The 20,729-nt window shown below is 46.4% G+C and carries 14 protein-coding genes; 9 read left to right on the forward strand and 5 right to left on the reverse strand.

Annotated features, from left to right (window positions below):
- The first annotated feature begins 8 nt into the window (after positions 1-8).
- Entirely contained in the window at positions 9-722 is a 714-nt protein-coding gene (locus tag OX890_RS15145; RefSeq protein ID WP_268649478.1) for a UDP-2,3-diacylglucosamine diphosphatase, read from the forward strand.
- Between the two features lie 136 nt (positions 723-858).
- On the opposite strand, the gene miaE is transcribed toward OX890_RS15145, so the two are convergent.
- Positions 859-1,629, reverse strand: coding sequence for a tRNA isopentenyl-2-thiomethyl-A-37 hydroxylase MiaE (gene miaE, locus OX890_RS15150; RefSeq protein WP_268649479.1), 771 nt, complete (start codon positions 1,627-1,629; stop codon positions 859-861).
- Between the two features lie 283 nt (positions 1,630-1,912).
- Between miaE and OX890_RS15155 the strand changes: the two genes are divergently transcribed.
- A complete protein-coding gene (locus OX890_RS15155) occupies positions 1,913-2,509 on the forward strand; it encodes a Yip1 family protein (RefSeq protein ID WP_006081117.1) in 597 nt (198 codons plus the stop codon).
- 243 nt (positions 2,510-2,752) lie between these two features.
- Here the strand turns inward: OX890_RS15155 and glnS are convergent, their stop codons facing one another.
- The 3 genes from glnS to OX890_RS15170 form a co-directional block, all read right to left on the reverse strand.
- Complete coding sequence (gene glnS / locus OX890_RS15160; protein ID WP_006081116.1) at positions 2,753-4,423, reverse strand: glutamine--tRNA ligase; 1,671 nt, start codon at positions 4,421-4,423, stop codon at positions 2,753-2,755.
- A gap of 215 nt (positions 4,424-4,638) precedes the next feature.
- Positions 4,639-6,933, reverse strand: a complete 2,295-nt coding sequence (gene feoB, locus OX890_RS15165; protein ID WP_268649480.1) for a Fe(2+) transporter permease subunit FeoB — start codon at positions 6,931-6,933, stop codon at positions 4,639-4,641.
- Positions 6,926-7,165 (reverse strand): FeoA family protein, encoded by a 240-nt coding sequence (locus tag OX890_RS15170; RefSeq protein WP_006081114.1) that lies wholly within the window; start codon positions 7,163-7,165, stop codon positions 6,926-6,928. The genes feoB and OX890_RS15170 overlap by 8 nt, the downstream gene beginning before the upstream one ends.
- A gap of 435 nt (positions 7,166-7,600) precedes the next feature.
- On the opposite strand from OX890_RS15170, the gene OX890_RS15175 reads away from it, so the two are divergent.
- The 4 genes from OX890_RS15175 (at position 7,601) to OX890_RS15190 (ending at position 15,126) form a co-directional block, all read left to right on the forward strand.
- The gene (locus OX890_RS15175) at positions 7,601-8,566 is read left to right on the forward strand and encodes a DmsE family decaheme c-type cytochrome (protein ID WP_126492276.1); all 966 of its coding nucleotides are present in this window, start codon (positions 7,601-7,603) and stop codon (positions 8,564-8,566) included.
- 13 nt (positions 8,567-8,579) lie between these two features.
- Complete coding sequence (locus OX890_RS15180) at positions 8,580-10,730, forward strand: MtrB/PioB family decaheme-associated outer membrane protein (RefSeq protein ID WP_268649481.1); 2,151 nt, start codon at positions 8,580-8,582, stop codon at positions 10,728-10,730.
- Between the two features lie 35 nt (positions 10,731-10,765).
- Positions 10,766-12,685: an OmcA/MtrC family decaheme c-type cytochrome gene (locus tag OX890_RS15185; RefSeq protein ID WP_268649482.1), complete on the forward strand. Its 1,920-nt coding sequence runs from the start codon at positions 10,766-10,768 to the stop codon at positions 12,683-12,685.
- A gap of 248 nt (positions 12,686-12,933) precedes the next feature.
- Positions 12,934-15,126 carry an OmcA/MtrC family decaheme c-type cytochrome gene (locus OX890_RS15190; protein WP_006081110.1) on the forward strand — a complete coding sequence of 731 codons (2,193 nt, stop codon included), beginning with the start codon at positions 12,934-12,936 and terminating at the stop codon, positions 15,124-15,126.
- A gap of 41 nt (positions 15,127-15,167) precedes the next feature.
- On the opposite strand, the gene OX890_RS15195 is transcribed toward OX890_RS15190, so the two are convergent.
- Entirely contained in the window at positions 15,168-15,329 is a 162-nt protein-coding gene (locus OX890_RS15195) for a hypothetical protein (RefSeq protein ID WP_268649484.1), read from the reverse strand.
- 138 nt (positions 15,330-15,467) lie between these two features.
- On the opposite strand from OX890_RS15195, the gene OX890_RS15200 reads away from it, so the two are divergent.
- The 3 genes from OX890_RS15200 (at position 15,468) to OX890_RS15210 (ending at position 20,602) form a co-directional block, all read left to right on the forward strand.
- Complete coding sequence (locus OX890_RS15200; protein ID WP_268649485.1) at positions 15,468-17,432, forward strand: OmcA/MtrC family decaheme c-type cytochrome; 1,965 nt, start codon at positions 15,468-15,470, stop codon at positions 17,430-17,432.
- 68 nt (positions 17,433-17,500) lie between these two features.
- Positions 17,501-18,502, forward strand: coding sequence for a decaheme c-type cytochrome MtrA (gene mtrA, locus OX890_RS15205; RefSeq protein ID WP_006081107.1), 1,002 nt, complete (start codon positions 17,501-17,503; stop codon positions 18,500-18,502).
- 12 nt (positions 18,503-18,514) lie between these two features.
- The gene (locus OX890_RS15210; RefSeq protein ID WP_268649486.1) at positions 18,515-20,602 is read left to right on the forward strand and encodes an MtrB/PioB family decaheme-associated outer membrane protein; all 2,088 of its coding nucleotides are present in this window, start codon (positions 18,515-18,517) and stop codon (positions 20,600-20,602) included.
- The last annotated feature ends 127 nt before the right edge of the window (positions 20,603-20,729 follow it).

A 20,729-nucleotide genomic window follows, 5' to 3' on the forward strand; every position in this document is an offset into this window, starting at 1 on the left:
CCCTGCGGATGCGAACTTTATTTATAGGCGATCTGCACCTGAGTGCAGATCGTCTTGATATCACCCAAGCGTTCACTCGCTTCCTCGACACTGAGCTCGATGATGCCGACGCCCTCTATATCTTAGGTGATTTGTTTGAAGTCTGGGTTGGCGATGATATTGCCTTGCCTTTTGCCCTCGAACTCGCCGAAAAACTCAAGCAAGTATCGCAAAAGCTACCGGTCTATTTCATCCACGGTAACCGTGACTTTATGTTAGGCAAGCAGTATGCGCGCGCCGCAGGAATGCAAATCTTACCCGAAGTGACGTGCCTGAATTTATACGGCATAGAGACGGTTATCTTACACGGCGACAGCTTGTGTACTTTAGATAAAGCCTACCAGCGCTTTCGGAAACTGCGCAGTTTGTCACTGGCGCGTTGGCTATATGGTTGTTTATCCAAGAAAACCCGTCAGGGTATCGCCGATAAAATTCGCAGCAATAGCAAAAGCAGCAATCAGCAAAAAAGCTATACCATCATGGATGTGGAGCCCAATGCGGTCGATGAGTTATTTGCCAAGACCCACACCAAACATATGATCCACGGTCATACCCATAGACCCGCCATTCATCAACTTGCCAATGGCTGTCAACGTATTGTGGTGGGCGATTGGTATGAGCAAGGCAGTGTACTGAGTGTGAGCGCCGAAGGGATTAATTTGCAGTCCTTACCCTTCGAGTAAACAACTTAAGTTAGCTTGCTTTTATTGACCTTGTTTGAGGTTAAAGACGCTTCATATTAACGGTTCGAGCGAACCGTTAATCGTTTTAGCTATATCGACTTAATTCATCAATTTTTAAAGAGAAGGTGTTTTCAAACTAATTTGATTGCGGCGATCCGCTGTGAAAACGAAACTCATCATCCTGCGCCAGAATCAACTCAGCCTCTAACTCACCAAAGTACTTTACGCGCTCGCTAATATCCTCAGGTGAAACCAACTGTGCTAATGCAAGATAATCTTGATAGTGGCGGGCTTCAGAGCGCAGCAGTGACACATAAAACTTACTCAGCTCACCGTCTAAATAGGGCGCCAACTTAGCAAAACGCTCGCACGAACGCGCCTCAATATACGCCCCCACAATCAGCTTATCCCGCAGGATATCTTTCTCATGGGTGGTTACATAGCTCATCATGCCTTTGGCATAACGGCCTGCGCGAATATTACGATACTCAATGCTGCGTTTGTGCATCAATTCCAATACTTGCTCAAAATGATGAAACTCTTCTTTAATCAAGCGGATTAAAGGTGAAACCAAATTAGCGGCAAACTTAAAGTTTGGCTTAGGCATAAGTTCGGCCACCAGCTCATTCTTTTTCACATCGCGCGCCAGAAAGCTCACCACATCATGATCTTGCGAATAGATAAACTCTTCATAGGGTTTAGCCCACGCCAACAGAGCTCGACCACTGTCTTTATCTAACGCATATTTTCGTAGCAAAAATATCGCCGTCTGAGCCGCTTTTAACTCACAGTTACAATGATCGATAAGCAACTCTTCCAAGGAATCTGATTTTATCGCGACATCAATCCAAGTTTGCGGTGTTTCACAGCGAAGAAACGCGTGGATGGGGGCAAGAAGTTGCTGCATGGACTCACTCAATATCATTCTGAATATCGCGCTATTTTACGCATATTTACTCATAAGCTATAGCATTAGGCTTCAGTAAACTTGACGCGCCGAACTTTTTGTTCAATAAATAATCTACACTCTAAAGAACTGAGATCCTGATCACACAGCTTCTCACTTCTGTATGTGTCACCAATCGGCAGTTAAAGGGACAGGACACCATTTTAACCTCGATTGTGGAGCTGTTATCAGCTCGTCTGACGTTTGGCGAGCCATTCATCAATGCTGAACAAGGATAATTATAATGATATTGAATCACTTAATGGGGCTATACACTCATCCTAAACAAGAGTGGCACACAATTGAAAAAAACCATGAGGCACTAAAAAGTAGCTTAAGTCATGTGGTACTGATCGCCTTAATCCCTGCGATTTGCAGTTATATTGCTACGGCTTATATTGGCTGGAACCCAGGCGCTGGCGATCCTATTTACCTCACACCTCAAAGCGCCATGTTTATGTCTGCTGGCATGTATTTAGGCCTAATTGCGGGCGTATTCGCCCTCGCCTATTTAGCCTATTGGATGGCAAAAACCTTCGATGCAAACCCAACCTACACCCAAGCGTTAGAACTCGCGTCCTATACCGCTACGCCATTGTTCATGGTCGGTTTAGCTGCGTTGTATCCAGTGCTGTGGTTTATCATGATAGTGGGATTGATTGGTTTGGCTTACTCAGTGTACTTACTGTACGCGGGTGTGCCGATCATTATGAATATCCCTGAAGAGAAAGGCTTTATCTACGCCAGTTCCATGGTGACCGCAGGTTTAGTACTGTTAGTGGGGCTAATGGCAACCAGCGTTATCTTATGGAGCCTAGGCTTTGGTCCTATGTATCAATAACAACTCAAATTAACTGTAATTCACACCAGCCAATAGCTTTATCGCTAATCAATAAAAACAATCACCACCGCCAGAGGCGGTGGTTTTGGGATGACAATAAAAAAGAAGGCCTAAAAGGCCTTCTTTTTTGGGTCTGATTAATGATCAGAACGACTTAGCTTAGCTTAATTCAACTTAGCTTCGTTGAGTTGAACTGTTTGACTCATTCCATCAAACCAATTCAATCAAACCTATTCTATCAAATCATTCGAAAGAATCACGCAGCGCTACGGTTAAGTTAAACACGAGTTTATCAGCGGATGAATCTTTGCTGTCAGCACAGAAATAACCTTCACGCTCAAACTGATAAGCCTTTTCTGCTGGTGCATTCACTAGGCTTGCTTCAGCAAAACCGTGCACAACCACTAATGATTCAGGGTTTAATACTTCGTCCACAGTCTCAGCCGCTGCTGGGTTAGGATCGGTAAATAAACGCTGATATAAACGGAATTCAGCAGGCTTGGCAGTAGATGCCTCAACCCAGTGGATCACGCCTTTGACTTTACGGCCATCAGCAGGGTTTTTACCTAAGGTTTCAGGATCATAAGTGCAGTAAACCGTCGTGATATTGCCTTCGCTGTCTTTGTCACAACGCTCAGCTTTAATCACATAAGCATTACGTAAACGCACTTCTTTGCCTGTCACAAGGCGTTTGTATTGCTTATTGGCTTCTTCTCTAAAGTCAGCCACATCAATCAATATTTCACGGCCAAAGGCTAATTCACGCGTCCCCATGCTCTCATCATTTGGATGAGCGGCCGCTTGAATGTACTCAAGTTCACCTTCAGCATAGTTTTCGATGATCACTTTCAATGGACGTAATACGGCCATAGCACGCGGTGCATGTTCGTTCAGTTCTTCACGAATACACGCATCTAACATGCCGACTTCAATCATATTCTCTTGCTTAGTCACGCCGATACGTTGGCAAAACTCGCGAATTGACGCAGGCGTGTAACCACGGCGACGTAGACCAGCAATCGTTGGCATACGTGGGTCGTCCCAACCTGACACTAATTTACGAGTCACAAGGTCGTTTAGCTTACGCTTAGACATTAAGGTATATTCAAGATTTAAGCGTGAAAACTCGTATTGACGAGTACGATTCGGCGCTTGAAAATCATTCAAATTATCCAACACCCAGTCGTATAAACGACGGTTGTCTTGGAACTCTAAAGTACATAAAGAGTGGGTAATATGTTCTAACGCATCAGAAATACAGTGGGTAAAGTCGTACATTGGGTAAATGCACCACTTGTCACCCGTTTGGTGGTGATGGGCAAAACGAATACGGTAGATAATAGGATCGCGCATACACATGAATGGCGACGCCATATCAATTTTGGCACGCAGCGCACACTCACCTTCTTTAAAACCACCGTCGCGCATCTTAGCGAATAAGGCGAGGTTCTCTTCGACTGATGTGTCGCGGAAAGGACTGTTTTTACCTGGCTCTTTTAACGTGCCACGGTATTCGCGGGTTTCATCAGCATTCAAGAAACACACATAGGCCAAACCTTTATTGATCAGTTCAACCGCATATTGGTGTAACTGATCAAAATAGTTTGATGAATAACGCACGTCGCCATCCCACTGGAATCCAAGCCAACGCACATCCGCCTGAATAGAATTCACATAATCAATGTCTTCTTTTTCAGGATTAGTATCGTCAAAACGTAAATTACACAGACCGTTATAGTCTCGCGCTATCCCAAAATTTAAGCAGATAGATTTAGCATGACCAATATGAAGATAGCCATTAGGTTCCGGCGGGAAACGAGTCTGTACACTCGTGTGCTTACCGCTTTGTAAATCTTCATCTATGATATTACGAATAAAGTTACTCGGACGTACTTCAGTGTCCACATGACTCATGGAATTCCTCTTTGCGAACAATGGCAATTTTAAGAAAACCAGCATGATCCTACAGATCACTACTAGTTACAATGCCTAGTGCTAAAAACTATGGTTTTTGACCGGCTGGGTTATAGCCGCGATAGTAAAGCAATAAAAGCAGCCATGAAAGCTGCTTTTATCTTTGACCTAACTAAGCTGACATTTATTACTCAGTCATGCTGACTCAGCAAATCTTACTCGGTAATGATGCGGATCCCCGGAATGATCTGCTGGGTTCTTCTGCCCTTACGTTTCAGCCATTGATAAAAGGCCACTAACGCAAAGAGGAAGAAACCGATCCACAGACTCGATTGCACAGGATGCTGCGTAAAAGTTGCCGCTTGATAGACTACCGTCGCTGAGCCATAGGCCAGAGAGAAAGTCCACGTTGCCGCAAATGTCGCCCAACGGGAGCCAAACTCATGCACTAAGGCGCCCATCGCCGCAACACAAGGGGTATACAGCAAGATAAACAGCAAGTAAGAGAACGCCGCAATTTTACCACTGAAACCAGCTTGCAGAGCACCGAAGGTCGATGTCGCGACGCCTTGCTCTTCCGCTATCGCTTCTTGATTGGTTAAGTCACCGACCGACAGTTTTAGCGGATCTTCAAGATCTAACCCAAACAAGTTTGCAGGAATCGTCGCCAGAGCCGCATTAAAACTTTCACTCAATGGCGTAAGCTCTTCATCAGCGGGTGCTGCAGTGCTGTACAAACTGTTTAAGGTACCAACAACCGCTTCTTTGGCAAAAATACCTGTAATAATTCCGACCGTTGCAGGCCAGTTATCTTGCTCTATGCCCATAGGCGAGAAGATAGGCGTGATTTTTTGGCTCGCGACACTCAGCAAAGATGCTTGGCTGTCTTCATGGCCGAAAGTGCCATCAACACCAATAGCATTGATAAAGTTTAATAGCGTCACCACCAGCACAATGGTTTTACCCGCACCTAAAATGAAGCTCTTAGTGCGTTTACCAGTACGTACCATAACGGCTTTGAGCTTTGGCATCTCATAGCTTGGCAATTCCATCACCACAGCGCTGCTGGTACCCGGTAACAGCGTGCTTCTGAGTAATAAACCCGTTCCGATAGCGGCAAAGATACCAATAACGTAAAGCAAGAAGACTAAATTCTGCCCAGAATCGGGGAAGAAAGCCGCGGCAAATAACGCATATACTGGCAGACGTGCACCGCAAGACATAAATGGCGCCATCATACCCGTGACAATACGCTCACGTTCACTGCCTAAGGTCCGCGTCGCCATAATCGCCGGCACAGAACAACCAAAGCCGACAATCATAGGCACGAAAGCTTTACCGGGCAGACCGATGCGGCGCATTAAACCATCGACCACAAATGCGGCGCGCGCCATGTAGCCAGAGCTTTCAAGCACAGACAAACCAAGGAATAAAGCAGCGATCACCGGAATAAACGTAGTGACGGTTTGAATACCTTGACCAACACCGCCAGCGAGAATAGTGACTAACCAAGCTGGAGATCCCATGTTCGTCAAGAATGCGCCAAAGTGATCGACAAACAGCGCGCCCGCAAAGACATCGAAGAAATCGATAAAAGCACTGCCGATGTTGATGCTGAACATAAACATCAAATACATCACAAACAAGAACACAGGAATGCCAAGCATGGGATGCAATACGAGTTTATCTAATTTGTCACTGAGGGTGAGAAATCCCGACTCTTTCACTGAACCTTGAAACACTTTCTCAACGAAATTAAAGCGCGTGGTAGCCACCATCACTTCAATATCATGGCCTTGCGAAGAGATAATCTGGGTACAGGTATTCACTTCATCCTGTAGCTCAGCATTCTGGCAGCTGCCACAACCTGAACCATTGCCTAACATAGCCAAGGCGCGGCCACGGCTTAATTGCGCGTCTTTGCTGCAAAGTAACTGCACGCCCGCTTCAATTTGTTCATCATAATGCAGCATCAATGGCGCTTCAGAGACTCGGCCTTGCAGTAAATCGAGTACCTGCGCCTGCACTTTTTCCACATCGGCAGGATCGCGAGAGCACACCCCAATCACGGGGCAGCCCAGCTCTTTGCTCATTTTCTTTAAATCGACTTTGATACCGCGTTTGACTGCAGAATCGATTTTGTTCAACACCACCACCATAGGGATCGCGAGTTCACGCAATTGGGCAGTGAGGTATAAGTGACGTTCGATGTTAGTGGCATCGACTAAATTGATAATGCCATCGACACGTTGCTCGGCAAGATATTGCTGCGCAATTTGCTCATCGAGCGAACAATCGCAACTATTGCCCGCAGGCAGAAGATCGTAAATACCGGGTAAATCGGTTAGATAGACATCGGCACCGTTTAAGGTGAAATGACCAGTCTTTTTCTCGACCGTCACACCAGACCAGTTACCGACTTGTTGATTCGCGCCGGTTAGCGCGTTAAAGAGCGTCGATTTACCCGCATTCGGGTTACCGACTGTGACGCAATGAAACTGCTTAGTCATTCGCCTTTTCCACCTCAATGATGTCTGCCAAATCTCTGCGCATACAAAGTTTACTACCACGAATATCCAGTTCGAGACCAGAGCCCATAGGTGCGTATCGGATCAATGAAAAACGCGTATTCGGCGTGATCCCCATGGACAACAACTTACGCTTCACGGTTTGTGGTAACGCTAAACGTCCCACTTCAGAAATAATACCGCGATCACCGGGACTGAGTTCGCTTAACTTCATTACGTATTCCACCTTGCAACAGGTTCAGCTCGAAAAACTGCGCCCATTGTAACTGAGCGATGACCCTAATAACTTTACCTAGATCAAGATTTTTGACTGGTAACGATAATAGTTTTCAATTGTGTTGGGTATTATGTGACAAAAATACCAATGAATAAACGGCCAACTGAAAATAAAAATTCACGCCCAAGTGCCCAAGACGGTTAAGCGATCGGCAGAAGTCAAAAAGCTGTGAACAAATCCCCTACCAAAGCAAACGTGATCAACATCACGCTTCCTCTATATCACCAGTAAAATCATCCCTCTTTACAGTGAAAAGACCAATGAATGTTAAGCACTTGTCACACATTTGTTCTAATATTAACCAAGTTTAATAAGCTAAATTAGTAATGTCGAAAGCGTCAAAATAACAAATATAAATGCACTCGGGAAAAGATGAACATGGAAATAAGGCTAAAGTTCAAAAGCATAGCTAAGGCTATGCTATGTATTTTGTTATCAATCGTCAGTATTTCGGCCTCGGCGACGCCTTGGGATGACAAAAAGCCAGAGGACGTTGTCGCGACATTAGACAAAAAATTCGCCGAAGGTAAGTATTCCGCCAAAGGGGCTGACACTTGCCTAATGTGTCACAAAAAAAGTGCCGTGGTCATGGCGATATTTGATGGGGTTCATGGCAACCCCAATATAAAAGATTCGCCCATGGCCGATTTGCAGTGTGAGGCCTGCCACGGTCCGTTAGGGAATCATAACAAAGGTGGCAAAGAACCAATGATCACCTTTGGCGAAAACTCTCCTGTTCCCGCGCAAAAGCAAAACAGTGTTTGTATGAGCTGCCACAATGACAGCCAACGTATCGCGTGGAAAGGCAATCACCACGATAACGCCGATGTTGCCTGTGCAAGTTGCCATCAAGTTCATACCGCAAAAGATCCTATCAGCGATAAAGCCAATGAAGTCGCCATTTGTACCCAGTGCCATACCCAACAAAAAGCCGATATGCACAAACGCTCAGCCCATCCATTACAGTGGCAACAGATGGTGTGCAGTGACTGCCATAATCCCCACGGCAGTTTGAACGATTCAAGCTTGAAGCAAATGAGTGTCAACGAAAATTGCTATAGCTGCCACGCCGAAAAACGCGGCCCTAAACTGTGGGAACATGCCCCCGTCACCGACAACTGTGCTAATTGCCACAACCCCCATGGCAGCGTGAACGAAGCCATGCTGATCAGTAAGCCGCCGCAGCTTTGTCAACAATGCCACGCCTCGGATGGTCATAGCAGCAATGCCTACTTTGGCAATCAAACCAATGCCTTCACTTCAGGTAACTCCTGTATGAATTGCCACGGGCAAGTGCATGGTTCTAACCATCCTTCTGGCAAATTGCTACAGAGATAACAAGGGAATGATCATGCGAACAGCTAAATTGTCTCACCCTAGTGCTTGTTTCTCCCTCACTTTACTCGCATGGGCGATAAGCGGTGTTTTGGCTCAAGCACATGCCGAAGGTTATGAGCTACAACAGGCGAATCGAAGTGGCATTAAGACAGAGGCATGGAGCTGCAAACAATGCCAACCTAAGACAGGGCATAGCGGTGATGTCAGAGCCACCCTCGCATACAACGATGGCGAAGACAGCCGTTTCGGTAACCGCACAGGGACAGATAACGATGGTCTCGTTGCCGCCGTCGGTGCGGATATGGTATACAAAACACAGTCGGGTTATCAAACTCAGTTGGTCGCGGATAAGTTAGGTTTTGATGCGGGCTCAGCCAAGCTCACAACAGGAAGGCCGGGGAACTATCAAATCAACTTAGGTTATAGAGGCTTAGCTAACTATAACCATAATCAACTCAAAAGCCCTTATACCTCATCGCAAGATAAGATGTTGTTGCCCGATAACTGGATAACAGGTGGCACAACACAATCTATGCCTATGCTACAGAGCAGCCTTGTTGGCCAAGATTTAAGTATTCAACGTGATCGCTTTATGATCGGTGGTTACTATGCCGGAAAAATATCACCCGAAAGCGACCATTCCAGTCACTACAAAGCATCATTAAACTATCAACATGAAGACCGCAGCGGCGCCAAAAAGACCAGCGCAAATATACTCACCAATAGTGTCATGCTCGCCCAACCGATTGATGACAGTACCGATGAAATCGATGCCAGAGTCTATTTTAATGGCACTGGCTGGCAAGCTGGCATCAATAGCCAAGTCAGCCAATATAAAAATGATCACCAAGCCATGCAATGGCAATCCGCCTACACGCCCACCTTTGGCGCGGCATACTTAGGCCAAAATGCAGTCGACCCCGATAGTAAAGCCTATCGCGTTGCCGCAGAAGCCTCAGGGGGAGCGAATGGGCAGAATGTGCTAATGCACGCAGGCTTTAGCCGTATGACCCAAGATGACGCCTTTATTCCAGCCACCATCAATGGCCCATCACCTATCCTGCCTGCAGATACCTTAGATGGCCAAGTGGATATTATTGAAATGGTCCTTAAATATTCGGGCCGGATCACCCAAGACTTAAGCGTACAGGCTAGCTACAACTATCAAGACAGAGATAACAAAACGGCCAAATTAGACTTCCCACAAATCATCACCGACAGTATTAACCAAGGCACTGCTCAAAATAGCCTTTATGATAAGCGAACCAAAAAACTCGAACTAAAAGGCAAATACCGTTTCACCTCAGCCTCCTACGTCGAAGCGGGCTATAGCCGCAACGAAAACGATTACACTGAACTCGACCGCCAATCCGTCGACGAGTCCGGCGTGTTTGCTAAACTGAGCTATCGCTATTCCCCTGCTTGGTCAGCATGGTTGAAAGGAGAAGCACTAGAGCGCGATGGCAGTGAATACGATCCCGTCACGACCACTCAAAGTCAAAGCAATCCTTGGCTACGTAAATCCTACCTTGCCGACAGAAAAAGACAAAAAGTCACCTTACACACTGATTATCAAACTGATATCGGCCTCTCGCTGGGCGCCAGCTTGCACAGTGTCGATGACGATTATCACCATACCCAAGTGGGTCTCACTCAAGTGTCCTACCTAGGTTATGACGTATCGGCCCAATATGCGCTGAGTAACGATCTTCATTTCACCGCTTTTGTTAACCAAGATTGGCGCGACTCAGATCAAGCGGGCAGTAACCGCTTTTCAACGCCCGATTGGTACAGCACTGCCGAAGAAAAATCGACTCTAATTGGGGCTGGTTTCAGTTATCAAAACCTGTTCGATAATCACCTCGACATTGGCTTGGACTACAGCTATTCCGATGGACAGAGTGATACCGAAGTCATCTACGGCATCACTAGTCCCTATGGCGACTTTTACGCCCGCAAACACAATTTGAATGCCTACGCCAAGTATAGGTTTGCCGACAGTATGTCGCTGCGCGTCGATTGGTTATTTGAGAAATATCAAGATGCTAACTGGCAAAATCAAGGCACAAGTTGGGACACGATTCCCAACGTGCTCAGTTTTGGTGATATGGGCCACGACTACAACGCTCACTACTTAGGTTTGACCTTAAGCTACCAAATGTAACTTAGGCACTGACAGCGCATTCCAAGGATAGAAATATGAACAAGTTTGCAAAAATGAGTACTCAATTCAGTCTGATGCTGGCCTTAGTCTCGCTATTAAGTGCCTGTGGCGGTGATAAGGGCCAAGATGGTAATCCCGGTGAACCCGCAAAACCGCCCGCATTGACCATCACTAGCCTTAACGTCATGGTCGATAAAGTTGCGGTGACAGAAGGCATTGCTCAAGTGGATTTTCAAGTGAGCAATCAAGATGATGAAGCCGTAATTGGTGTCCCATCGGCGACGTTTATTGCGGCGCAGCTTCTCCCCCAAGGCTATACAGGTGCGGGAAATAGCAGTGAATGGCAGCACTTTACCGCTGAAACCTGCGCGGCAACTTGCCTAGGCAGTCTCACAGATCATAAAAACGGTCACTACAGTTACACCTTCAGCGCACCGTTTAATGGCATGAATGGGGTGACGTTTATGCCTGAAGCGACCCAAAGAATGGTGGTCAAAATCGGCGGCGATAAACTTGCAGATAACACCCCCTTGCCTATTACCAATCAACATTATGACTGGCAATCTTCTGGGGATAATGTCGCTTACACCCGCAACTTAGTCACAATAGAAACCTGTAATAGTTGCCACAGCAATCTTGCTTTCCATGGCAGTAAATATAATCAAATCGAAACCTGCGTCACCTGTCATAACAGCAAAAAAGTCAGTAACCCTGCGGATATTTTCCCGCAAATGATCCACAGCAAACATTTAACTGGTTTCCCGCAACCCATCAGTGATTGCCAAACCTGTCATGTCGATAAGGCAGAGTTAGCTGAGCAGCAAAACTGGCACAGAGTCCCAACCATGCAAGCCTGCGGCGCCTGCCATACACAAATCAATTTTCCCGCAGGCGAAGGGCACCCAGCGCAGGCCGATAACAGTAACTGCGTGGCGTGCCATAATGCCGACTGGACCGTAAGCGTTCACAGTGATGAAGACAAAACTGCGGCACTGATGCAATTTAGCCCAAGCATCACCAGCGCCAGTATGGATGCCAATGGTACAGTCACCGTCGCGGTTAAATTGATGAACCCAGCTACAGGCTCCGTCTACAGCGACAGTGCCGATAAGCTAAAATTCATCAATGATTTAAGGGTATATGCCAACTGGGGAACCAGTTTTGATTATGCCACCCGCTCTGCCCGCTCGATTAAGCTGCCGGAATCCACCCCAGTGTCAGGCTCAAATGGCATTTATACCTATACAATTTCGGGTCTTATTGTGCCTGCGGGCACTGAAGCGGATCACGGCGGACTCGCGATTCAAGGCCGAGTCTGCGCCAAAGACAAAGTACTCGTTGATTGCACGACTGAACTGGCGGAAGTGTTAGTGATTAAAGCCAGCCACAGTTATTTTGATATGGCAGCATTAAGCAGTACGGGTCGCCGCACTGTTGTCAGTAATGCAAGCTGCGGTAATTGCCATGGCGATCAAAAGCTTAATATCCACAGCTCACGCAACGATCTCGGTGGTCAATGTCAGCTATGTCATAACGCCAATATGCTGGCTGATGCAACGGCGGCAAATCCTTCCACCACGTCGTTTGACTTTAAGCAGCTGATCCACGGTATTCACACCAGCCAATTCGCAGGTTTTGAAAACCTAAACTACCCAGGGAAAATCGGTAACTGTGCCCAATGTCATGTTAACGATACCGCGGGGATATCTACCGTCGCCCTTCCCTTAAATTCAGCGGTACAACCCCTTGCCCTCGATAACGGCACTTTTACCAGCCCGATTGCCGCTGTGTGTAGCAACTGCCATTCAGATACCCGCACTCATAACCACATGGCTCAGCAAGGTGCTGTTTTTGCAGGCACAAAAGCCGATGCAACCGCAGGAACTGAAACCTGTGCTTTCTGTCATGGACAAGGCGGAGTCGCGGACGTGTTAAAAGTGCATCCCATAAACTAAGCCTATGATGCTGGCCTAAAAAGGCCAGCAACTGCAGATATAAAAGGAACTCATACTATGCAGTCATCTACTCCTAAAGAAATAGTCAGATCTCAGTCACATTACCCACCTAAAGTGACTGATTAATACCAGTGACTTAGTTAGCCTTACAGATGGAAAACTAATTCCACACATCTTATGCGGGTAATGAGATTTATTCTTATCTACCAAGCGTTTGATGATGATTACAACTATTGCAGGGAAATATCATGATGAAACGGTTCAATTTCAATGCCGCAACAAAAGCGATGTTGGGTGCCGGTTTACTCTCTCTACTACTCGCCGGTTGCGGTGGTAGTGACGGTAAAGATGGTGAAGACGGTAAACCGGGTGTTGTTGGTGTTAATATCGATACAACTCCTACACTGAAAGCAAGTTTCACTAATGCCACTATCGATGCAGGTAAGGTTACAGTCGATTTCACATTAGAAAATGCGAATGGCGTAGCAGTACTAGGCTTAAATAAAGATCACGACATACGTTTTGGTATTGCTCAGCTTAGCCACGTTACAGTAGCAACTGAGGATCCAGCAAAACCCGCTGACCGCGGTTACCAATGGCAAGCTTATATCAATGCCAAAAAAGAGCCTGGCACAGTGCCTTCTGGCGTGGATAACCTCAATCCATCAGCTCAATATCAAGCCAACGTTGAAGCCGCTGCCAAGTGTGATACCTGTTTAGTAGATCATGGTGATGGTAACTACAGCTATACCTATCAAGCAAATATCGCCAATGTCACTGAACCCTTAGCGATTACCTACAGTGCTGAAGCGACTCAACGGGCAACATTAGAACTTGAATTACCACAGCTTGCTGCCAACGCCCATTTTGATTGGCAGCCTTCTACAGGCAAAACTGAAGGTATTCAAACACGCAACGTTGTTTCAATAACAGCCTGTTATACCTGTCACCAACCAGAAAGTTTAGAGCTACACGGTGGCCGTAGAGTTGATATTGAGAACTGTGCATCTTGTCATACGGCAACTTCTGGCGATCCTGAGTCAGGTAATAGCATTGAATTTACATACATGATCCATGCTATCCACAAAGGTGGCGAACGTCATACCTTTGATGAGACAGGCGCTGAAGTACCAGCACCTTACAAGATTGTCGGTTATGGCGGTAAAGTGATTGACTACGGCAAGGTCGGTTTCCCATTAAAACCTGCAGCGGATTGCGCAGCCTGTCACGTTGAAGGAGCGGGTGCACCAGCTAATGCCGATTTATTTAAAGCCGACTTAAGCAATCAAGCCTGTATTGGTTGCCACACAGAAAAACCGTCTGCTCACCACAGCAGCAGTGATTGTGTCGCTTGTCATAATGCAACTGAACCATACAATGGCACAGGTAGTGCAGCTAAACGTCATGGTGATGTGCTGAAAGCTTACACAGAAACTAAAGCCATGGGCATTAAGTTCACTAATGTCGGCGTGAATGACACGGGCAAAATCACTTTTGATGTCCAAGTTGTTGACAAAGATGGCAATGCCATTGATAAAGCCTTCGTAAATCAAAGCTCACGCGTTGTCGTAGCATGGGATTCTGATAAAGATTACCCAAGCTATGCTGATGCCTCTTATAGCAATCGTCGTATCGCTTTAAGTGAAGGTACCTATAATGAAGCGAATAAAACCTACTCATTAACAGGCACTAAGTTCAGTTTACCCGCTGATGCAAATGGTAAAACATTCGAGCTGTGGTCAACATTAGAAGTGTGCTTCAACAATGGCGGTTATGGCGTTGCTGACGTAGCGATGACAGATTGCTCTGCTGACAGTGTAAGTAAAGTCGCGGTTAAACAAGCCCCATATCATTTCGTTTGGAAAGATACGGGAGTGGACAACACTGCCAAGGCAGCGACACGTCGCGACATTATTGATGCAACTAAGTGTCAAGGTTGTCACAATCAAGAAATCCACCACTATGACAACGGTGTAAATTGCCAAACTTGTCATACTTCGGATAAAACCTTGAAAAGTGATGCCAACTATCCTGGCGGTAAGATCCCAACTAGCTTCGCGTGGAAAGCTCACGAACGTGAAGGGCATTACCTGAAATATGCGGGTGTACAATCAGGCACTGTGCTAAAAACCGATTGTGCGACATGCCATACGGTTGATAAAGCAAACGTCATTACAGGTATTACCTTAGGACGTCAGCCTAATCGCACATGGCGCTACGGTGATATCAATAATAACGGTGCCGATATTTGGGTATCTTCAGATGCGGGTGCGTGTTTAAGCTGTCACCAAAAATATCTGAGTGATGCGACAAAATCTCACATTGAGACTAACGGTGGTATTTTAAATGGCAGCAGTGCAGCCGATGTGCAAACTCGTGCATCAGAAAGCTGTGCAACTTGTCATACCCCTGCTCAATTAAGTAAAGTTCACGGTAATTAAGCAGATATAACGCTCTCATTCAGAGCAATGTTTTATCGTTACTAAAGAGAGAGGTTTTTACCTCTCTCTTTATATTCTTGCCATTTAAAAATCTGCTGTTTTTTTGATCTGAAATCGTTTTTACCTCTCGCTTTAAATACCTCTTTAGAAATAGAAAGATCCAAGTCACACATTAGCAAAGGCCTTGGAGATTTTAAGGTCATGTTAGGTTAGCCTTTCCTTGGGGAATTCTATTTCCAGCATCCACTTAAGTCGCTTCTAGTGACCAAAAACACAGACATAGAATCTGTTGGCTCTAGAACACAGCGTTTAAGCAATGCCAAACCTATGCAGGGAAAAAAATGATGAACGCACAAACAACTAAAATCGCACTGCTGTTAGCAGCAAGTGCAGTCACAATGGCCTTAACTGGCTGTGGTGGCAGCGATGGTAATGATGGTAATCCCGGTGAACCTGGTGGCGAACCTGCTCCAGCGATTCAAACCCTTAATTTCACGTTTGATAAATCTGTCATCACTAACGGTGTACCGAGTGTTGAGTTTACCGTGACTAACGAAGATGATTTACCCGTGGTTGGTCTCCAAAAAATGCGCTTCGCCGCAGCACAGTTGATCCCACAAGGTGCGACAGGTGCCGGTAATGCCTCACAATGGCAATACTTTGGTGATGAAACCTGCGATGTCGCAGCAACATGCCCAGGGACCTTTGTTGACCAGAAAAACGGTCACTACAGCTATACCTTCAACATGAACCTGACCGCTAACGCTAAAATCACCTACAACGATCAGTTAGCTCAACGGGTGTTAATCCGCGCTTATAACACGCCGTTACCCGATGGTACTCAAGTCCCTAACAGTAACGCCTTTGTCGACTTTACGGCCGATACAGGCGCTGCACCGACATACAGCCGCAAAATTGTTGCCACTGAAAGCTGTAATACCTGTCACCAAGATTTAGCCAATGTGAAACATGGCGGCGCGTACTCAGATGTTAACTACTGTGCAACTTGCCACACAGCTGGCAAAGTTGGCGTAGGTAAAGAGTTCAATGTTCTCGTTCACGCTAAGCACAAAGACCTGACCTTAGGTTCATTGGAAAGCTGCCAAAGCTGTCATGCTGCAAACGATGCCGCGCCAGATTGGGGTAATTGGTCACGTATTCCAACTGCAGCTACCTGTGGAAGCTGTCATAGCACAGTGGACTTCGCCGCAGGTAAAGGTCATTCACAACAACTAGATAACTCTAACTGTATCGCTTGTCATAACAGCGACTGGACTGCCGAGCTACACACAGGCAAGACTGCTGACAAGAAAGCCGTTATCGCTCAGTTAGGTATGCAAGCAACACTCGTTGGTCAAACTGATGATACTGCGGTATTAACCGTCTCTATCTTAGACAAAGACGGTAACGCGATTGATGCGGCAACGGTTCAAGACAAGATTAAACGTTTAGAAACTGTCACTAACGTTGGCCCTAACTTCCCAATCATGGGTTATAACCCAAGCCCAGGTAGTGGTGCTGCGAAAATTGCTAAAGACTTAGTCAAAGATGGCGCACTACAAGCTGGTGTGACCTTAGTTGACGGTAAACTGGTCTTCACGACACCTGCCCTGCCTTTCGGTGCTGGCGATACAGATACGGCCTTTACCTTTATCGGTCTTGAAATGTGTAGCACTGGTACGAACTTAACAGCATGTACCGCTGATAGCGCGACCACCAGTATGAAAGCACAACTCGTCTTTGGCACCAAATCAGGTAATGCCCCAAGCATGCGCCATGTTAACTCAGTTAACTTTAGCACCTGTCAAAGTTGTCACAGTGATACCTTTGAAATTCACAAAGGCCACCATTCAGGTTTTGTGATGACAGAGCAAGTATCACATGCAAAAGATGCGAACGGTAAAGCTATCGTCGGTGTTGATGGTTGTGTCGCGTGTCATACACCTGATGGTACTTATGCTTCTGGTGCTAACAAAGGCGCATTCGAGATGAAACTGCACGTGATCCACGGCGAGCAAGGTGTCATCAAAGAATGTACCCAATGTCACAACGACTTCAACCTCGATGCATTTAAGGTCAAAGGCGCGCTGGCAACTTCCGCGGGTAAATACACCACGCCAATCACAGCCACTTGTACTTCATGCCACAATCACAATCCGCTAAAGGCACATTCACAAGCTGTGCTTGAAGGCTTCGGTGCCATTATTGATGGTGACTATACTCAAGCTAACCAAGCGGCGCAGTCAGAAACCTGTTTCTACTGTCACAAACCCACACCAACAGATCACACTCAGGTGAAAATGTAATTTGCCCAAGCAGGGGGAGTTCGCTCCCCCTTTCTTGAATTTTGTTGGGACAAATTGGGAAGCCTATTATGAAGAACAGCCTAAAAATGAAAAACCTACTGCCGGCACTTGTCATCACCATGGCAATGTCAGCAGTCATGTCTTTATGCATCGCACCAAACGCTTATGCGTCGAAGTGGGATGCGAAAATGACGCCAGAGCAAGTCGAAGCCACCTTAGATAAGAAGTTTGCCGAAGGCAACTACTCCCCTAAAGGCGCCGATTCTTGTTTGATGTGCCATAAAAAATCTGAAAAAGTGATGGACCTGTTCAAAGGAGTCCACGGCGCCATTGATTCATCAAAAAGCCCAATGGCTGGCCTGCAATGTGAAGCCTGTCATGGTCCTTTAGGTCAACACAATAAAGGCGGCAACGAGCCGATGATCACTTTCGGTAAGCAATCGACCTTAAGTGCTGAAAAACAAAACAGCGTCTGTATGAGTTGTCACCAAGATGATAAACGTGTGTCTTGGAACGGCAGTCACCATGACAATGCCGATGTCGCTTGTGCCTCTTGCCACCAAGTGCATGTGGCAAAAGATCCTGTGTTATCAAAAAACACTGAAATGGAAGTCTGTACTAGCTGCCACACTAAGCAAAAAGCAGACATGAACAAACGCTCAAGCCACCCATTAAAATGGGCTCAAATGACCTGTAGCGATTGTCATAATCCCCATGGGAGCATGACAGATTCCGATCTGAACAAGCCGAGCATTAACGAAACCTGTTACTCCTGCCACGCTGAAAAACGCGGCCCCAAACTGTGGGAACATGCACCCGTCACTGAGAACTGTGTCACTTGCCACAATCCTCACGGCAGCGTGAATGATGCCATGTTGAAAACCCGCGCACCGCAGCTGTGTCAGCAATGTCACGCCAGCGATGGCCATGCCAGCAATGCTTACTTAGGTAACACTGGTTTAGGTTCAAACGTCGGTGACAATGCCTTCACGGGTGGAAGAAGCTGTTTAAATTGCCACAGTCAGGTTCATGGTTCAAACCATCCATCTGGCAAGCTATTACAGCGCTAAGGAGACGAGAAAATGAAATTTAAACTCAATTTGATCACTCTTGCGTTACTGGCAAACACAGGTTTTGCGATAGCGGCCGATGGGTATGGCTTAGCCAATGCCAATACCGAAAAAGTCAAAATGTCCGCATGGAGCTGTAAAGGCTGCGTCGTTGAAACGGGCACATCGGGCACTGTGGGTGTCGGCGTAGGTTATAACAGTGAAGAGGACATTCGCTCGGCGAATGCCTTTGGGACTTCAAACGAAGTCGCAGGGAAATTGGATGCTGATGTCACCTTTCGCGGTGAAAAAGGCTATCGTGCCAGCGTTGAAGCCTATCAACTGGGCATGGATGGCGGCCGCTTAGAGGTGAATGCCGGCAAACAAGGCCAGTACAATGTCAATGTGAACTATCGCCAGATTGCCACTTACAACAGCAACAGTGCCTTAACGCCCTACTCGGGTGTGGGCAGCGATAATTTAACGCTGCCAGACAACTGGGTGACGGCGGGTTCAAGCAGCCAAATGCCATTACTGATGGACAGCCTGAACTCCTTAGAACTGTCGCTCAAACGTGAGCGCACAGGGCTTGGTTTTGATTATCAAGGCGAATCGCTGTGGAGCACACATGTGAGCTACATGCGTGAAGAAAAAACCGGCTTGAAAAAAGCTTCAGGTGGATTCTTTAATCAATCTATGATGTTAGCCGAGCCTGTCGATTACACCACTGACTCCATTGAAGCGGGTATCAAGCTTAAAGGCGACAACTGGTTCACCGCACTTAACTACAATGGCTCGATTTTTAAGAACGAGTACAACCAGTTAAATTTTGACAGTGCGTTTAATCCAACCTTTGGCGCGCAAACCACGGGCTCTATCGCCCTTGATCCTGACAATCAGTCACACACAGTATCGTTAATGGGCCAATACAACGACAGTACCAATGTGCTATCGGCTCGCTTGCTTACCGGACAAATGAGTCAAGACCAAACGTTAGTGACATCAGGTTATGGTTATCAAGTGCCAACTGAAGCCCTTGATGCCAAGGTCGACCTTATCGGTTTGAACTTAAAAGTGGTCAGCAAAGTCACCAACTCACTGCGCTTAAGTGGTAGCTACGACTATAACGACCGCGATAACAATACGCAGATTGAAGAGTGGACCCAAGTCAGCATCAACAATGTCAACGGTAAGGTGGCCTATAACACCCCTTACGATAACACTAGCCAACGTTTCAAAGTGGCGGCAGATTATCGTATTACCCGCGGTATGAAACTCGATGGCGGCTATGACTTCAGACGTGACGAACGTAATTATCAAGACCGTGAAACCACGGATGAGAACACGGTTTGGGCGCGTTTCAGAGTCAACAGCTTCGAGACTTGGGATATGTGGGTTAAGGGCAGTTACGGTCAACGTGATGGCTCTGAATATCAAGCCTCTGAATGGACATCGTCTGAAACCAACAGCCTGTTGCGTAAGTACAATCTGGCGAACCGTGACAGAACCCAAGTGGAAGCACGAGTCACTCACTCGCCTATCGAAAGCCTGACCATAGATTTCGGTGCCCGTTACGCATTAGATGACTACACAGATACTGTCATCGGTTTAACTGAGTCAAAAGACACCAGTTATGATGCCAACATCAGCTACATGATCACCGATGATTTACTGGCGAACGCCTTCTATAACTATCAAATCATTGAATCTGAACAGGCGGGAAGCAGCAACTACAGCACCCCAACCTGGACAGGCTTCATTGAAGATAAAGTCGATGTTGTTGGCGCTGGCATTAGCTACAACAACTTACTTGAAAACAAGTTACGCATGGGACTGGATTACACCTATTCAGACTCCAACAGTAACACCCAAGTTAGACAAGGTATCACAGGCGACTACGGCGATTATTTTGCCAAAGTGCACAACATTAACTTATATGCTCAATATCAAGCCACCGAGAAAATGGCGCTGCGCTTCGATTATAAAATTGAGAACTATAAGGACAATGACGCTGCCAATGATATCGCCGTCAATGGGATCTGGAACGTCGTAGGTTTTGGTGATAATAGCCATGACTACACAGCGCAGATGATCATGTTAAGCATGAGCTACAAGATCTAATCTTCAATGATAGACAATCCAAAAGCCCGCATCTTGCGGGCTTTTGTTTAACCGCAGCAGTCACATGCAAAATCATTACATCAGCCCAGATAAAAGTAAAAATCTTGAATAAGATCAGACTCTGGCG

It is taken from the genome of Shewanella sp. DAU305, from assembly GCF_026802235.1.
Taxonomy (GTDB): domain Bacteria; phylum Pseudomonadota; class Gammaproteobacteria; order Enterobacterales; family Shewanellaceae; genus Shewanella; species Shewanella baltica.

Bases quoted from the DNA above. Each gene is read 5' to 3' on its own strand.
- OX890_RS15145 (WP_268649478.1), top strand. From the start codon at position 9: ATGCGAACTTTATTTATAGGCGATCTGCACCTGAGTGCAGATCGTCTT.
- miaE (WP_268649479.1), bottom strand. From the start codon at position 1,629: ATGCAGCAACTTCTTGCCCCCATCCACGCGTTTCTTCGCTGTGAAACA.
- OX890_RS15155 (WP_006081117.1), top strand. From the start codon at position 1,913: ATGATATTGAATCACTTAATGGGGCTATACACTCATCCTAAACAAGAG.
- glnS (WP_006081116.1), bottom strand. From the start codon at position 4,423: ATGAGTCATGTGGACACTGAAGTACGTCCGAGTAACTTTATTCGTAAT.
- feoB (WP_268649480.1), bottom strand. From the start codon at position 6,933: ATGACTAAGCAGTTTCATTGCGTCACAGTCGGTAACCCGAATGCGGGT.
- OX890_RS15170 (WP_006081114.1), bottom strand. From the start codon at position 7,165: ATGAAGTTAAGCGAACTCAGTCCCGGTGATCGCGGTATTATTTCTGAA.
- OX890_RS15175 (WP_126492276.1), top strand. From the start codon at position 7,601: ATGAACATGGAAATAAGGCTAAAGTTCAAAAGCATAGCTAAGGCTATG.
- OX890_RS15180 (WP_268649481.1), top strand. From the start codon at position 8,580: ATGCGAACAGCTAAATTGTCTCACCCTAGTGCTTGTTTCTCCCTCACT.
- OX890_RS15185 (WP_268649482.1), top strand. From the start codon at position 10,766: ATGAACAAGTTTGCAAAAATGAGTACTCAATTCAGTCTGATGCTGGCC.
- OX890_RS15190 (WP_006081110.1), top strand. From the start codon at position 12,934: ATGATGAAACGGTTCAATTTCAATGCCGCAACAAAAGCGATGTTGGGT.
- OX890_RS15195 (WP_268649484.1), bottom strand. From the start codon at position 15,329: ATGACCTTAAAATCTCCAAGGCCTTTGCTAATGTGTGACTTGGATCTT.
- OX890_RS15200 (WP_268649485.1), top strand. From the start codon at position 15,468: ATGATGAACGCACAAACAACTAAAATCGCACTGCTGTTAGCAGCAAGT.
- mtrA (WP_006081107.1), top strand. From the start codon at position 17,501: ATGAAGAACAGCCTAAAAATGAAAAACCTACTGCCGGCACTTGTCATC.
- OX890_RS15210 (WP_268649486.1), top strand. From the start codon at position 18,515: ATGAAATTTAAACTCAATTTGATCACTCTTGCGTTACTGGCAAACACA.